This window comes from Arenimonas sp. (genome assembly GCF_047602345.1).
In the GTDB taxonomy this organism is placed as follows: Bacteria; Pseudomonadota; Gammaproteobacteria; order Xanthomonadales; family Xanthomonadaceae; genus Arenimonas.
In genome coordinates, this window is record NZ_JASGHN010000006.1 from 366891 (window position 1) to 382236 (window position 15346).

9 protein-coding genes and 1 pseudogene are annotated in these 15346 nt (G+C 64.9%); 3 read left to right on the forward strand and 7 right to left on the reverse strand.

The annotated features are described in order from the left end of the window. The first annotated feature begins 40 nt into the window (after window positions 1-40). The gene (acnA, locus tag QM707_RS06240) at window positions 41-2905 is read left to right on the forward strand and encodes an aconitate hydratase AcnA (protein ID WP_415000996.1); all 2865 of its coding nucleotides are present in this window, start codon (window positions 41-43) and stop codon (window positions 2903-2905) included. 227 nt (window positions 2906-3132) lie between these two features. Here acnA and QM707_RS06245 read toward each other — a convergent pair whose 3' ends face one another. Continuing rightward, complete coding sequence (locus QM707_RS06245) at window positions 3133-3678, reverse strand: hypothetical protein (protein ID WP_415000997.1); 546 nt, start codon at window positions 3676-3678, stop codon at window positions 3133-3135. Between QM707_RS06245 and QM707_RS06250 the strand changes: the two genes are divergently transcribed. Then, a complete protein-coding gene (locus QM707_RS06250; RefSeq protein ID WP_415000998.1) occupies window positions 3671-5353 on the forward strand; it encodes an AMP-binding protein in 1683 nt (560 codons plus the stop codon). The two genes, QM707_RS06245 and QM707_RS06250, sit on opposite strands and share 8 nt — an antisense overlap. Window positions 5354-5471: 118 nt before the next feature. Next, entirely contained in the window at window positions 5472-6347 is an 876-nt protein-coding gene (locus QM707_RS06255) for a crotonase/enoyl-CoA hydratase family protein (protein ID WP_415000999.1), read from the forward strand. A 10-nt stretch (window positions 6348-6357) separates the two neighbouring features. Here the strand turns inward: QM707_RS06255 and QM707_RS06260 are convergent, their stop codons facing one another. The 6 genes and pseudogenes from QM707_RS06260 to QM707_RS06285 form a co-directional block, all read right to left on the reverse strand. Continuing rightward, a complete protein-coding gene (locus QM707_RS06260; protein ID WP_415001000.1) occupies window positions 6358-8517 on the reverse strand; it encodes an ATP-binding protein in 2160 nt (719 codons plus the stop codon). Window positions 8518-8532: 15 nt separating this feature from the next. Next, the gene (locus QM707_RS06265; RefSeq protein WP_415001001.1) at window positions 8533-9585 is read right to left on the reverse strand and encodes an HD domain-containing phosphohydrolase; all 1053 of its coding nucleotides are present in this window, start codon (window positions 9583-9585) and stop codon (window positions 8533-8535) included. 124 nt (window positions 9586-9709) lie between these two features. Beyond that, window positions 9710-11220, reverse strand: a pseudogene (gene lysS, locus QM707_RS06270) (lysine--tRNA ligase). A gap of 300 nt (window positions 11221-11520) precedes the next feature. Further along, window positions 11521-12646 (reverse strand): peptide chain release factor 2 gene (gene prfB, locus QM707_RS06275; RefSeq protein WP_415001002.1). Its coding sequence is split into 2 segments (ribosomal slippage): window positions 11521-12573 and window positions 12575-12646, totalling 1125 coding nucleotides; the frame shifts between segments, so codons are not numbered across the junction. Window positions 12647-12695: 49 nt separating this feature from the next. Beyond that, complete coding sequence (recJ, locus tag QM707_RS06280; protein WP_415001003.1) at window positions 12696-14417, reverse strand: single-stranded-DNA-specific exonuclease RecJ; 1722 nt, start codon at window positions 14415-14417, stop codon at window positions 12696-12698. Further along, window positions 14414-15346 carry a phosphoglycerate mutase gene (locus QM707_RS06285; RefSeq protein WP_415001004.1) on the reverse strand — a complete coding sequence of 311 codons (933 nt, stop codon included), beginning with the start codon at window positions 15344-15346 and terminating at the stop codon, window positions 14414-14416. The genes recJ and QM707_RS06285 overlap by 4 nt, the downstream gene beginning before the upstream one ends.

The window sequence follows — 15346 nt, forward strand, 5'->3', positions numbered from 1 at the left end:
CGCGGACCACCGTACGGAAGCGTGATCGACATCGCGACGCATGGCGTCCGCAAGCCCGTGGAAGCCTGCAGATGGGCGCTGTTTACGGCATAATATCGGGATTCCGGTCGAGCCTTCTCCCGGAAAGCCAGGCCTAAGCCGCAGCCACCCAACGGAGCCCTTCATGTCCGACTCCTTCGCCACTCGCGACCAACTGGTCGTCAACGGCAAGTCCCACACCATCTACAGCCTCGCCAAGCTCGGCCAGCGCTACGATCTCGCCCGCCTGCCCTTCTCGATGAAGATCCTGCTCGAGAACCTGCTGCGCTGCGAAGACGGCGTCACGGTAACGAAGGAATCGATCGAAGCCGTGGCGAACTGGGACGCGAAGAAGGAACCGGATACCGAAATCGCCTTCATGCCGGCACGCGTGGTGCTGCAGGACTTCACCGGCGTACCCTGCGTGGTCGATCTCGCGGCGATGCGCGACGCGGTCGTCAAGCTCGGCGGCAGCGCGTCGAACATCAATCCGCTGATCCCGTCCGAACTCGTCATCGACCACTCGGTGCAGGTGGACGTGTTCGGCAAGCCCAGCGCCCTGGACGAGAACGGCCAGATCGAATTCGCCCGCAACGGCGAGCGCTACAGCTTCCTGCGTTGGGGCCAGAAGGCTTTCAACAACTTCAAGGTCGTACCGCCGAACACCGGCATCGTGCACCAGGTCAACCTCGAGAACCTCGCGCGCGTGGTGATGGAACGCGAGATCGACGGCGTGAACTACGCCTTCCCGGATACCGTGTTCGGCACCGATTCGCATACAACGATGATCAACGGCATCGGCGTGCTGGGTTGGGGCGTCGGCGGTATCGAGGCCGAAGCGGCGATGCTGGGCCAGCCCAGTTCGATGCTCATCCCGCAGGTCGTCGGTTTCCGCCTGACCGGCAAGCTGCCGGAGGGCGCGACCGCGACCGACCTCGTGCTGACCGTGACGCAGATGCTGCGCAAGCACGGCGTCGTCGGCAAGTTCGTCGAGTTCTTCGGCGCCGGCCTCGAGCACCTGCCGCTGGCCGATCGCGCGACGATCGCCAACATGGCGCCGGAGTACGGCGCGACCTGCGGCATTTTCCCGATCGACGACGAAGCGCTGAACTACCTGCGCCTGTCCGGTCGCGACGCCGGCCTGATCGCGCTGGTGGAAGCCTATGCCAAGGCCCAGGGCCTGTGGCGCACCGACGCCGAAGCCGAGTACAGCGCGGTGCTGCACCTCGACATGGGCGACGTGAAGCCCTCGCTCGCCGGCCCCAAGCGCCCGCAGGACCGCGTGCTGCTGACCGACATGCAGACCAATTTCCATGTGAACCTGCAGGGCCTGACGACGAACCGCAAGCCGAAGGCGGAAACGCTGCAGCGCTTCGAGGGCGAAGGCGGCGACCAGCCGCAGGCCGAACACCTGGCTTCCAAACCGAAGTCGAAGATCCGCATCCGCGACACCGACTGCGAACTGGGCGACGGCTCGGTGGTGATCGCCGCGATCACCTCCTGCACCAATACCTCCAACCCGGCGGTGATGCTCGCTGCCGGCCTGCTGGCGCGCAATGCCGTGGCCAAGGGCCTGAAGGCGGCGCCCTGGGTGAAGACCTCGCTCGGCCCGGGTTCGCTGGTCGTCACCGACTACCTGAAGAAGGCCGACGTGCTCGACGATCTCGAGAAACTCGGTTTCTATGTCGTCGGCTACGGCTGCACGACCTGTATCGGCAATTCCGGCCCGCTGCCGGATGAAGTGTCCAAGGGCATCGCCGAAAACGATCTGGTCGTCACTTCCGTGCTGTCCGGCAATCGCAACTTCGAAGGCCGCGTGCATGCCGAGGTGAAGATGAACTACCTGGCGTCGCCGCCGCTGGTGGTCGCCTATGCCATCGCCGGCACGGTGGACATCGACCTGTCGAAGGATCCGATCGGCCAGGGCAACGATGGACAGGCCGTGTACCTGCGCGACATCTGGCCGTCGAACAAGGAAATCAGCGATTTCATCGTCCGCACCATCGGTCCGGAGATGTTCGCGAAGAACTATGCCGACGTGTTCAAGGGCGATACGCGCTGGAACCAGATCGCATCGCCGGACGGCGAGAGCTACCAGTGGGACGAGGCATCCACTTACGTGAAGAACCCGCCCTACTTCGACGGCATGTCGATGGCGATTGGTTCCATCCAGGACATCGTCGGCGCGCGTTTGCTCGGCCTGTTCGGCGATTCGATCACCACCGACCACATTTCCCCGGCCGGCAACATCAAGGCCAGCTCGCCCGCCGGCAAGTTCCTGCAGTCGCGCGGCGTGGCACCGGTGGATTTCAACTCGTACGGCTCGCGTCGCGGCAACGACGACGTCATGGTGCGCGGCACCTTCGCCAACATCCGCATCAAGAACCTGATGCTCGGCGGCGAGGAAGGCGGCAACACCATCCACTACCCGAGCAACGAGAAGCTGCCGATCTACGACGCGGCGATGCGCTACAAGGCCAACGGCGTGCCGCTGGTCGTGATCGCCGGCAAGGAATACGGCACCGGCTCCTCGCGCGACTGGGCGGCCAAGGGCACCAATCTGCTGGGCGTGAAGGCTGTGATCGCCGAGAGTTTCGAACGCATCCATCGCTCGAACCTGGTAGGCATGGGCGTGCTTCCGCTGCAGTTCCTCGACGGCCAGAACGCCGCCTCGTTCGGCCTGAAGGGCGACGAGGTGTATTCGATCACCGGCCTGAAGGATGGCACCGGCAAGATCGCCGACGTGGTCGCGACGAAGCCGGATGGTTCGGAAACCCGTTTCCAGGCCCAGGTGCTGCTGCTGACGCCGAAGGAAGTCGAGTACTTCCGCCACGGCGGCATCCTGCACTACGTCTTGCGCCAGCTCGCCAGCAAGAAAGCGGCCTGATCGCGTCAACGAAAGGCGGAAGCCCCGCTATCGGCCCGCACGGGCCGATGGCCTTCGCCGGTGCGCGACGCGATGCGTCGCAATCGCACCGACTCAGCCACCACGGCGGCATCCTGCACTACGTCTTGCGCCAGCTCGCGAGCAAGAAAGCAGTCTGATCGCGTCAACGAAACGCGGAAGCCCTGCCATCGGCCCCCACGGGGCCGATGGCCTTCGCCGGTGCGCAATTACATCGCAGGCTTCCAGCTTGCCGAGATGAGTTCCCAATCGTCGCCGTCCTGGCGCCAGGCCGTCTCCACTTCATATACCTGGGCGCGGTCGGGAACGAACCGCCCCGAACCGCCGGTCGCTGCGAGCGTGAACGAGACGCGGGCCCGGTCGCCGATCATCTTCACGTCCAGCGGTCCCATCTGGAGCCCGATCGACTGGTTGCGCAACATGATCACGGTCACATAACCACGGAATCGATCCCGGTCCATGCCCTCCGACGCAGCGAAGTCGTCGGCGATGTGATCGAACAGGGCTCCGCTGTCCCGGTCTTCGGCCGCCTTCTGCATTTCGGCGATGGTGGCGCGCAGACGCTGTTCAGGCTCGGGTTTGCTGCACCCCGACAGCAGGGGGAAGAACAGAAAAAAACCGAGCGCGAACCGCCATGCCTGCAACTTGCCAGCCTCTAGAGCCTGTGCTCCAATCCGGGACAGTATGGAGCTCGGCGCGCGGATCGCGGCGCGGCCTTCGTGCGCATTTCGGCGAGGAATCACAGGCATGAGCATCGAGCGTCCCTGGTTGGCGAGCTATCCGGCGAACGTGCCGGACGACATCAATGTAGACGAGTTTCCCTCCATCGTCTCGGTGCTCGAAACCGCCTGCGCCCGTTATGCCGACAACCCCGCCTTCACCAACCTCGGCAAGACGCTGACCTACGCCGAGATCGATCGCCTCAGCACGCAATTCGCCAACTACCTGCTGCACGAACTGAAATTGAAGAAGGGCGACCGCGTCGCCCTGATGATGCCGAACGTGTTGCAGTATCCGATCGCCATCTTCGGCGTGTTGCGGGCCGGGCTGACCGTGGTCAACACGAACCCGATGTACACCGCGCGCGAGCTTCGCCACCAGCTGGTCGATTCGGGCGCCAGCGCCATCGTCGTGCTCGAGCTGTTCGCCCATACCGTGGCGGAAGTCCTCGCCGACACCCCGATCAAGCAGGTGATCACCACCTGCGTCGGCGACATGCTCGGATTCCCCAAGGGACCGATCGTCAATTTCATGCTGCGGCACGTGAAGAAGGCGATCCCCGAGTACAAGATCCCCGGTGCGATCGGCTTCAACCAGGCCATCGCGCTCGGCGGCAAGCATCAGCTGCCGGCGATCGACTTGCGCCCGCAGGACATCGCCTTCCTGCAATACACCGGCGGCACCACCGGCGTGGCCAAGGGCGCGATGCTGACCCACCGCAACCTCGTCGCGAACATGCTGCAGGCCTCGGCGTGGATCGGCAAGAACGCGCAACCCGGCAAGGAAGTGATGATCACCGCCTTGCCGCTGTACCACATCTTCGCATTGACGGCGAACTGTCTCGTCTTCATGAACCTCGGCGGCTTGAACTACCTGATCACCAACCCGCGCGACATGGCGGGCTTCGTGAAAGAGTTGAAACAGAGCAAGTTCACCGCCATCACCGGCGTGAACACGCTGTTCAACGGCCTGCTCAACACGCCGGGCTTCGACCAGGTGGATTTCTCCAACCTCCACTTGACGCTGGGCGGCGGCATGGCCGTGCAGCGTGCGGTCGCCGAACGCTGGAAGGCCGTTACCGGCGTGACCCTGGTCGAAGCCTACGGCCTCACGGAAACATCGCCAGCCTGCTGCATGAACCCGCTCGACCTGGCCGAATACAACGGCGCGATCGGCCTGCCCATTCCCTCCACCCTGTGCTGCATCAAGGACGAGGAAGGCAACATGCTGGCGCAGGGCGAAGTCGGCGAATTGTGCGCCAAAGGCCCGCAAGTCATGGCCGGCTACTGGCAACGCCAGGAAGAAACCGACAAGGTCATCGATCGCGACGGCTGGCTGCATACCGGCGACATGGCCCGGATGGACGAAAAGGGATTCTTCACCATCGTCGACCGCAAGAAGGACATGATCCTGGTCTCGGGTTTCAACGTTTACCCCAACGAGATCGAGGATGTCCTCGCGACGATGCCCGGCATCCTGGAAGTCGCCGCGGTCGGCGTCCCGGACGAGCGCTCCGGCGAGGCGGTGAAGGTAGTCATCGTGCGCAAGGACCCGTCGCTGACGGCCGAACAGGTCAAGGCATTTTGCAAGGACAATCTGACGGGCTACAAGCAACCCCGCCTGGTGGAATTCCGCAATGAACTGCCGAAATCGAACGTCGGCAAGATCCTCAGGCGGGAATTGCGAGACGCTCCGCAACCGGTAACTTGATCGGCATCACGCTTTCCAATCCCGCCCGGGCGACCGCTGGTGGGCTTTCTGCGCGGGTGTACACTCGGCCCACCTGCCGATTTCGCGAGCAGAAACCCCCACTTGCCGGAGTATCGTCATGTCTTTGATCGAACGCGTTGTACTGGAAAACCCCGCCCCGCTCGTGCGTCACGCGACGGATTCGTATGCGACCGACTGGTGCTTCATGCATGCGGGCGCGCCACCGACCTATCATCCCTGCTTCTCGGAACGCCTTCTCAACGACCTGAAGACGCAGCAGGAAGCCATTCGACGCCGTCTCGCCGCCAACAGCGATCCGCGCGCCGGCATCCACCACCTGGTCCTCGCCTCGGACGCCGATGTCTTCAACCTCGGTGGCGACCTGTCGTTGTTCGCCAAGCATATCCGGGCCGGCCAGCGCGGCCGCCTGCTCGATTACGCCAAGCTCTGCGTCGAAGTCGCGTTCAATTTCTCGCGCTTGTACGAAGACCGCGTGCACAGCATCGCCGTGGTCCAGGGCGACGCCCTCGGCGGCGGCTTCGAAGCGGCCCTGTGCTGCAACACGATCATCGCCGAAGAAGGAACCGGCATGGGCTTCCCTGAGGTCCTGTTCGATCTGTTCCCGGGCATGGGCGCCTACACCTTCCTGACCCGTCGGGTCACGCCGATGGTCGCCGAGCGCATGATGCTGGACGCACGCGTCTATTCGGCCGAAGAACTGCTGCAGATGGGCGTGGTGGATCGCGTCGTTCCCAAGGGAGAAGGCATCCAGGCGGCGCGCGACATGATCCGCCGGCACCAGCGCATCGGCAATGCGCTGCGCTCGATGAATACGGTGCGTCAGGCCTGCCGGCCGGTCAGCCTGGAAGAACTGCTGTCGGTCACGACCGAATGGGTGGATGCCGCGATGCGCCTGAGCGACGGCGCGCTGCGCACGATGGAACGCCTGATCCGTGCGCAACAGCGTCGCGCGGGCGCGCTCTCGGTGGCCTGAAATGTTCCGATCAGCCCTTTTCCGGTCCGGGCGAACGCTCCGGACCGGCATCGGCGTCGGACTTGCCGGCACTACCGGCGCTTAACCGCGCCGCTTCCAGGCGCGTCTGTTCGGCGGCGCTGCCCAGCTGCACGGTGATGTCGCGCAGCAACACCGAAGCTTCGCGCCGCAAGGCCTCGTCGCTGGCCCGCATCACCTGGCTGCAACGATCGGCCAGCATCTGCGCTCCGAGGTTCTCCGCCACGCCTTTCAGGGCGTGGGCGATCTCGCGGAATTCCCGCCAGTCCTGCAGGGAATGCAGCCTGTTCAATTCGATCACGCACTGGTTGGCATCGGCCAGGCATTGTTCGACGAAGTCGCGCAGGAAGGTCCCGCCCAGATTCATCTCCGCCAGTTCCTGCAGCACGACCGGATTGACCATCGGCCGCACGCCTTCCATGGCGGGCTTCGCCGTGGCGACCTTCCGACCATCGAGAAGGCTGGCCACCGCCTCGAGCAGGCGCGCGACGACGACGGGTTTGGTCAGGAAAGCATGCGCTCCGGCTTCTTCGGCATCGCGCAGGGCTTGCGGCGTCGCATCGGCGCTGAAGACGATGACTGGCGTGCGCTTCATCCCGGCCTGCATGAAACGCAGTTGCTTGAGCACGTCGAGGCCGGTGACGCGCGGCATGTGCATGTCGATGATGGCGATGTCGATGCCGCCTTCGGCGATGCGGTCCAGGGCCTGCTCGCCGTCGTCCGCTTCCGAAACCCGGTGCCCGGCCCGCTCCAGCATGCGGCAAAGCACTTTCCGATTCGCCGCCTGATCGTCGGCGACCAGCACATGCACCGGCCGGACCCTGGCCTTGTGGCGAAGGAAGGGATCCTCGAACGAGAGGACCGTGCTCTGGTCGTCGGCTGCCGCGGGCGTTTGCGGCACCTGCAAGGGCAGTTCCGCCCAGAAATGGCTGCCGCCACCCGGGTTGTCCTCCAGGCCGATTTCACCGCCCAGCAGGTTGGTCAGGGTCTGCGCGATCGTCGTGCCCAGCCCGGTTCCGCCGTGCTGGCGCGCCAGCCCGGAATCGACCTGCTCGAAGGGACGGAAGATCCGTTCCTTGTCCTCGTCCGGAATGCCGATGCCGGTGTCGCGCACGGAGAACCGCAGCCGGATGCTATCGCCGCGCCGGCCCTGCGATATCACCTTCAGCGCGACCGAGCCCTGGTCGGTGAACTTGAGCGCGTTGTGCAGCAAGTTGAGCAGTATCTGCGTCAGATGCGCGCTGTCGCCGTACAAGCGGAGCGGCACGTCCTCGTCGATCTCCACGGTGAGCGCGAGGCGCTTCTCGGCCGCCTGCGGCTGCAACATCTTCTGCAGGCGGTGGACCAGATCGTGCAGGTTGAACTCGACCTGCTTGCGCTGCAGCTTGCCCGCCTCGATGGCAGAAATGTCCAGCACGTCGTCCACCAGCAGCAACAGCGTCTGAGCCGCCGCCTGGATGACTTCGGCGTATTCCTTCTGCTCCGTCGCCAGCCGCGTGCTGTGCAGCAATTCGGACATGCCGATGATGCCGTTCAACGGAGAGCGAAACTCGTGGCTCATGTTGGCCAGGAAGCGCGATTTTGCGGCGTTGGCCCGGCGCGCCTCGTCGATGGCATTGCGCAACTTCTTCAGCAACGAAGACAGGTAGAGCGGAATCGCCAGCAACCCTACCCACAGGCCCCAAGCCAGGTAGGGCTGCTCGCCCCAATAGGGCTGCGTGGTGATGACGCCCAGGAAAGCCACCGCCGAAACGACGGAAGACGCGACGAGATACTGGATGCCGTAGCGCAGGCCGTTGCCGATCGCGACCCACATCATGATGATGTACAGCGGCGCCATCGTCGCCGGCGACAGGCTCATCAGGATGGCGGGCGTGGCGTTGTCGGCGAGCATGCCGATCCATCGCCGCGCGTGCGAAGGCGCGGGCCGGGCCAGGATCAGGCCGAACAGCATCAGGCCGATCAGGCTCTCCACCAGCATCACCAGGACGGCGATGCGGATGTGCTCCGGCGGACTGGCCTCGGAACTGTGCAGGAACCAGAAATACGCGAGGATCAGCGAGGCGATGACCAGCCGGACGATAGCCTGCTCGTGTTCGCTGTCGGCGCGATTGCGGAGACGGGCCGACAGCCAGCTGGATCGGACGTTCACGCGCTCCGCCCCTGATCAGTTACCGGCAGCGCCCGGCGGCGCGAAAGTACGGCAAACCGTGATCACCTCGCTCTCCTTGGCGAAGAGGATGCGCACCAGGTCGGGGTCGAAGAGCTTCCCGGATTGCGAGCGGATCCAGTCCAACGCCGTGGACAGGCTCATGCGCTGCCGGTAGGACCGCGACGTGGTCATCGAATCGAGCACGTCGGCAATCGCCGTGATGCGGGCGGCGAGCGGTATTTCCGTGCCTTTCAGCCCGTTGGGGTAACCGCTGCCGTCCCAACGTTCGTGATGGCATCTGGCGATGTCGGCCGCCATCTGCAGGAAGGAGCTGCGGCTGTCGCCGAGGATCTCGTAGCCGAGCTGCACATGCTGCCGCACAACGTCGCGTTCCTCGTCGGTCAGCGGGCCGGGCTTGTTGAGCAAATGGTCCGGTATGCGGATGTTACCGATGTCGAGCAAGGGCGCGGCCTGTTCGATCAGCAACACTTCATCATCGTCCAGGCCATGCCCTTCGGCGATCAGGCCGGCATAGCGCGAGATGCGCTCGCCGCGGCTGCCATCGCAACCGGAACGCCAGTTGGCGGCGTTGGCGATACGCCGAAGGAGATCGCGTTCGCGATGCTCGATCTCATGCATGCCGGAAAGCAGCTGGCGCTCGAGCAGGTAGGCACGCGATTTCAGCGACTGCTGGCGTTGCCGCAGCTCGAGCAGGTTCTTGCAGCGCTGGCGCAGTTCGCGTGGGCGCACCGGCTTGACGACGAAATCGATGACGCCCGCTTCCAGCGCCGCCTGCCTGACCGGCTCGTCGCCGACGACCGTGACCAGGATGATCGGCACATCGCGCTGCGACAGCGGCCGACGAAAACGCCGGGCGAATTCGAGCCCGTCCATCTTCGGCATCCGGTAATCGAGGATCACCAGATCCGGCGGCTCTTCCTGCGACCACAGCAAGGCATGGACCGGGTCGGAGAAATCGGCCACCGTGATTTCGGGACTGATGTCGTCCACCAGGTGCCGCAGCATGGTGCGCTGCGAGGCCTGGTCGTCCACGATCAGCACACGCATGGGCTACCTCGGTTCTGCACTTCTTGGCCGAGCATACGCTCATCAGGGCCGACCTGAAAAGACTGCCGCAAGTCACTGAACGGGCGGTCTAAACCGCTGCCCCCGATGCTCGCGCGGAAGGCGTTCAAACCGCCTCTGGGCGCATGTAGGGGAACAGCAAGACATCGCGGATCGAGGCCGAGTCGGTCAGCAGCATGACCAGGCGGTCGATACCGACGCCGAGGCCGCCCGTCGGCGGCAAACCGACTTCCAGGGCGCGGATGTAGTCCGCGTCGTAATGCATGGCCTCGTCGTCCCCCCCTCCTTGGCCTCGACCTGGGCCTGGAAACGGGCCGCCTGGTCTTCGGGGTCGTTGAGCTCGGAGAAACCGTTCGCCAGCTCCTTTCCGCCGACGAACAGCTCGAAGCGGTCGGTGAGCTGCGGGTCGAGGTCGTTCGCGCGCGCCAGCGGGCTGACCTCGACCGGGTGGTCGGTGATGAAGGTCGGTTGCACCAGAGTGTGCTCCACCGTCTTCTCGAAGATCTCCAGCAACAGCTTGCCCCAACCGTAGCTCGACTTGACGTGGATCTTCAGTCGGTTGCAGTGCGCACGCATGGCCTCGAGATCGCGCAGCTCCTCGCGGCGGATCTCCGGGTTGTGCTCGAGCACCGCTTCGCTCATCGACCAGCGGCGGAACGGCGGTCCGAGATCGATGGCGTTGCCTTCCCACTGCACCTGCGCCGAACCGATGGCGAGGGCGGCGTGCCGGATCATCGCCTCGGTCATGTCCATGACTTCGTTGTACGTGGCGTAGGCTTCGTACGACTCGAGCATCGTGAACTCGGGATTGTGCCGCGTCGACACGCCCTCGTTGCGGAAATTGCGGTTGATCTCGTAGACGCGCTCCAGGCCGCCGACGGTCAGGCGCTTGAGGTAAAGCTCGGGCGCCACGCGCAGGTAGAGGTCGAGGTCGAGCGCGTTGTGATGCGTCGCGAACGGCTTGGCCGCGGCGCCGCCGGGAATGTAATGCATCATCGGCGTCTCGACTTCGAGGAAGCCGCGCGCATCCATGAAGCTGCGGATCGCCCGCACGATGCGCGAGCGATTGACGAAGACGTCGCGTGCCTCGGGGTTGACGATCAGATCGACGTAGCGCTGGCGATAACGCTGCTCCACATCGGACAGGCCGTGGTACTTGTCGGGCAGCGGGCGCAGCGATTTCGTCAGCAGGCGCAGCGTCCCCGCCTTCACCGACAACTCGCCCGTCTTGGTGCGGGTGAGCGTCCCTGCCGCGGCGACGATATCGCCGATGTCCCAGCCCTTGAACGCGTCGTAGCTTTCGCCGAGGTCGTTCGCGGTGAGGTAGAGCTGGATGCGGCCGCTCATGTCCTGGATCTGAACGAAGCTGGCCTTGCCCATCACGCGCTTGAGCAACATGCGGCCGGCGATCTGGACCTTGCGGCCCAGCGCCTCCAGCGCTTCCGCCGTCCAGCGCTCCTTGTCGGCGTATTCGGCCTGCAACTCGCCCGCATAATCGCCCCGCCTGAAATCGTTGGGGAAGGCGATGCCGTTCTCGCGCAGCGCCTTCAGCTTGGCGCGCCGTTCGGCGATCAGCTGGTTTTCGTCGGAGGGAGGCGGCGTCTGTTGGTCGGTCATGGCGTCGGCTAGGAACGAGTGAAGAGGAACGAGTGAAGAGGAACGAGTGAAGAGGAACGAGTGAAGAGGAACGAGTGAAGAGGAACGAGTGAAGAGGAACGAGTGAAGAGGAACGAGTGAAGAGGAACGAGTGAAGAGGAACGAGTGAAGAGGAACGAGTGAAGAGGAACGAGTGAAGAGGAACGAGTGAAGAGGAACGAGTGAAGAGGAACGAGTGAAGAGGAACGAGTGAAGAGCCAAGCTATCGGAGGCCTGGAGGAACTACTCGTTCCTCGTTCCTGCTTCTTACTCGTTCCTCAACTAAGCGGCATCGCTGCGTTTGGAACCCGCTTCGAGGCCGGCTTTCAGGCTGGCTTCGACGAACTCGTCGAGATCGCCGTCAAGCACCTTCTGCGTGTCGCTGCGCTCGATGCCGGTACGCAGGTCCTTGATGCGGCTCTGGTCGAGCACGTAGTTGCGGATCTGGCTTCCCCAGCCGATATCCGACTTCGTGGCTTCCAGCGCGTCCTTCTCGGCATTGCGCTTGAGCATCTCGAGCTCGTAGAGCTTGGCTTTCAGCATCTTCATCGCTCGATCGCGGTTGGCATGCTGCGAGCGCTCGGTCTGGCAGGCGACGACCACACCGCTCGGCACGTGCGTGATGCGCACCGCCGATTCGGTCTTGTTCACGTGCTGGCCGCCGGCGCCGGAGGAGCGGTACACGTCGGTCCTCAGGTCGGCCGGATTGATCTCGATGTCGATGTCGTCGTCGACTTCCGGCGACACGAACACCGACGTAAAGCTGGTGTGGCGGCGATTGTCGGAGTCGAACGGCGACTTGCGCACGAGGCGATGCACGCCGATCTCGGTCTTCAGCCAGCCGTAGGCGTAGTCGCCTTCGACACGGAAGGTCGCGGACTTGATGCCGGCGACGTCGCCGCCGCTGACTTCCATCAATTCGGCCTTCCAGCCGCGCGACTCCGCCCAGCGCAGGTACATGCGCAGCAGCATCTCGGCCCAATCCTGCGCCTCGGTGCCACCGGCGCCGGCCTGGATATCGACGAAGGCATTGGTGGAATCCATCTTGCCGGAGAACATGCGCTGGAACTCCAGCTTGCCCACGCGTGCGGCGATGGCATCGATGTCGGCAACGACGGCTTCCACGGTGCCTTCGTCGTTTTCCATCTCGGCCAGGTCGAGCAGGTCGGCAGCCTCGCCCAGGCCGTCGCTGCCGGAACGGATCTCGCCGACGATCTTGTCCAGCAAGGAACGTTCGCGGCCCAGGGCCTGGGCGCGTTCCGGTTCGTTCCAGATGGCGGGATTTTCCAGCTCGCGGCTGACTTCTTCGAGGCGTTCTACTTTCGCATCGAAGTCAAAGATACCCCCTCAGCGAATCGAGCCGACCCTTCAGGTCGGCGATCCGCTGGCGGATGAGGTTGAGTTCCATATCCGGTCGATCAGCAAAAAAGATCAGCCGCAATGATACCAGCCCGCGCCTAGGCCGGCAGCCAGTGCCGGATCAGCAGCTGCACATCGCGCCTGCCCCGGAAATCGTCCGGCTCGAGCTGATAGGCAGCGTGAAGCCGTGACGGCGGCGTTACGCCCTGCCAACCGCCGAAGTGGATCGCTGACAATGCGCCGGACCCGGATTCGGGTCGGAGGCTGAACTTCAGGTGCCGATCGCCGAGCACGCGCCATTCGAGCACGTCGAAGACGTTGTCGAAGACCGGTTCGGGAAAGGCCTGCCCCCAGGGGCCGGCCAGGCGCAGGGCGTCGGCGAGTCCGCGGTTGAAGTCGGCCGATTGCAAGGGACCGTCGCTCAGGCACTCGGCCTGAAGCTGCTCCGGCGACAAGGTCGCGGCCGCCTGCTCGACGAAGGCGCGGCGGAAATCCTGCAACTGATGCAGGCGAAGGCTCAGCCCGGCCGCCATCGCGTGTCCGCCAAAGCGCTCGATCAGTCCGGGGTGCTTCGCGTCGATCGCGGCCAGCGCATCGCGGATGTGGAACCCGGCGATCGAGCGCGCGGAGCCGCGCAGCCGGTCGCTACCCGACTCCGCCGGTGCGAACGCCACGCTGGGGCGATGCACCCGGTCCTTGATGCGGGATGCGACCAGACCCACGATGCCCGCGTGCCAGCCCGGGTCGAAGAGCACGATGCCCGCTGCGCTCCCTTCCGCCGCCTCGGGGCATTCGCGCAGCAGCGCTTCCGCATCGTCGACCATGCTCGCCTGCCGCTCGCGACGGTCGCCATTGATGCGATCCAGCGCTTCCGCATGCGCTCGCGCCGGCACCGCATCGTCGGCGAGCAGGCACTCGATCCCGAGCCGCATGTCCTCCAGGCGACCGGCCGCGTTGAGCCGAGGCGCCAGCGAGAAGCCGATATCGCTCGCGCTCAGGCGGCGCATGTCGCGTCCCGATACCTCGACCAGCGCACGAACGCCCGCCTGACATCGTCCCTCGCGGATCCTGCGCAGCCCAGCCGCAACGAGCAGGCGATTGTTGCGATCCAGCGCCACCAGATCGGCGACGGTGCCGATGGCGACGAGGTCGAGCAGTTGCGACAGATCCGGCTGCGCCTCGGCGAAAACGCCTTCCTCTCTGAGTCGACGACGCAGAGCCAGCAGCAGATAGAACACGACGCCGACGCCAGCGATGGCCTTGCTCTCGAAACCATCGCCTTCCAGATTCGGATTCACGATGGCATCGGCTTCGGGCAGCCGCGCTCCCGGCAGGTGGTGATCGGTCACGAGCACTTGCCAACCTCTCGCTTTCGCGGCTGCGACGCCAGCGTGGCAGGCGATACCGCTGTCCACCGTCAGCAACAGATCGGGCGCCAGTTCCACCAGGTCCTCGACCAGTGCGGGCGAAAGGCCATAACCGTGGATCGCGCGATTGGGAACCTGGTAGCTGATGCGTTTCGCGCCCAGCAGGCGCAAACCGCGGACGGCAACCGCCGTGCCGGTCGCTCCGTCGCAATCGAAATCGCCGACCACGACGATATGACGCTCCGACGCCATCGCCTGCAACAGCAAGGAGACCGCCGCCTCCATTCCGGCCAGTGCGTCGGGCGGGAGCAGGTCGGCGAGCCTCAGTTCGGCATCCGCCGCATTGAGCACGCCACGAGACGCATAGATCCGGCGCAGCACATCGGGAACCTGCGCCGGCCACTCTCCTGGTTCCGCGGCGGCGCGCCTGACGATGCGCGCGGCCCCCGTCATGCGCCGAGCTCGAGCATCGGGCGGCGCCAGAATCGCCAACGTTGCGCGGGCCTGAGACGCCAGCGCGCACCATCGGCGAAGTCGAGCACGATGCTGTCGTGGGTCGCGAATTTTTCCGATCGCCCGGCCAACGACAGTTCGCCCTCCACACTTCGCCAGTCGCGCTCGCGGCGAAGATCCAGCAGGCGATCTCCCTGCCCCGCTCCGTCGACGGCGATACCGGCCGCCGTCGCCAAGGCCAGCACATCGTTCTCGCTGCTCGACACGCTCGAGAGTCGGCTGCGCACTTCTTCCGGCACAACGCCAGCGCCCCAAAACCAGAGCGAATTCGCGGGCAACCGCCCGCGTGCGGCGCGCGCCGCGTTGATGGGATGGTTGTGCAACAGGATTTGCGCTTCGTTGAGCAATGCCCGCCAACGCCTGCCCTGCCCGCCTTCCGGCAGATGGCGGAACAGATCGTCTCCCAATCCCTGCTCGGGCGGACTGAAATCGGGCAAGGGCGCATCGATCGCCAGTTGCAGATACCAGCGCTCCGGCGCGCCAGCCGTCAGAGGCATGCCGGCATCGCCGAAGACCGGATGCAGGGCCTGCAACAATGCCTCCGCTTCGGCGGGGTCAAGATCGAGATTCCCCCAAGCCATCAATCTCGCCCCGTTGATGTCCGGGCGCACATGCACCGGGTCGGCACGCAACCAGCGAAATCCGCTCGCATCGCCGCAGTCGGCCTGCCGCTGCAGCGCCGCCATCGGCCAACCGTTCGGCACAGGTTGGAAATGACGCGCCAATTGCGCCTGTTCGCCAACCTCGCCATCCGGCAGGCGGTCGCCCCGGCCAAGCAGGCGGGCGATGTCCGCGTCCAAGCGCAGTCGACCGAAGCGCCGACGCTCCGGCAACAACGTGACCAGCATGCCACCGCGATCGGTAGACAT

Coding starts and splice junctions, on each gene's coding strand:
- acnA (WP_415000996.1), top strand. CDS start 41: ATGGCGTCCGCAAGCCCGTGGAAGCCTGCAGATGGGCGCTGTTTACGG.
- QM707_RS06250 (WP_415000998.1), top strand. CDS start 3,671: ATGAGCATCGAGCGTCCCTGGTTGGCGAGCTATCCGGCGAACGTGCCG.
- QM707_RS06245 (WP_415000997.1), bottom strand. CDS start 3,678: ATGCTCATGCCTGTGATTCCTCGCCGAAATGCGCACGAAGGCCGCGCC.
- QM707_RS06255 (WP_415000999.1), top strand. CDS start 5,472: ATGTCTTTGATCGAACGCGTTGTACTGGAAAACCCCGCCCCGCTCGTG.
- QM707_RS06265 (WP_415001001.1), bottom strand. CDS start 9,585: ATGCGTGTGCTGATCGTGGACGACCAGGCCTCGCAGCGCACCATGCTG.
- recJ (WP_415001003.1), bottom strand. CDS start 14,417: ATGACGGGGGCCGCGCGCATCGTCAGGCGCGCCGCCGCGGAACCAGGA.
- QM707_RS06285 (WP_415001004.1), bottom strand. CDS start 15,346: ATGTCTACCGATCGCGGTGGCATGCTGGTCACGTTGTTGCCGGAGCGT.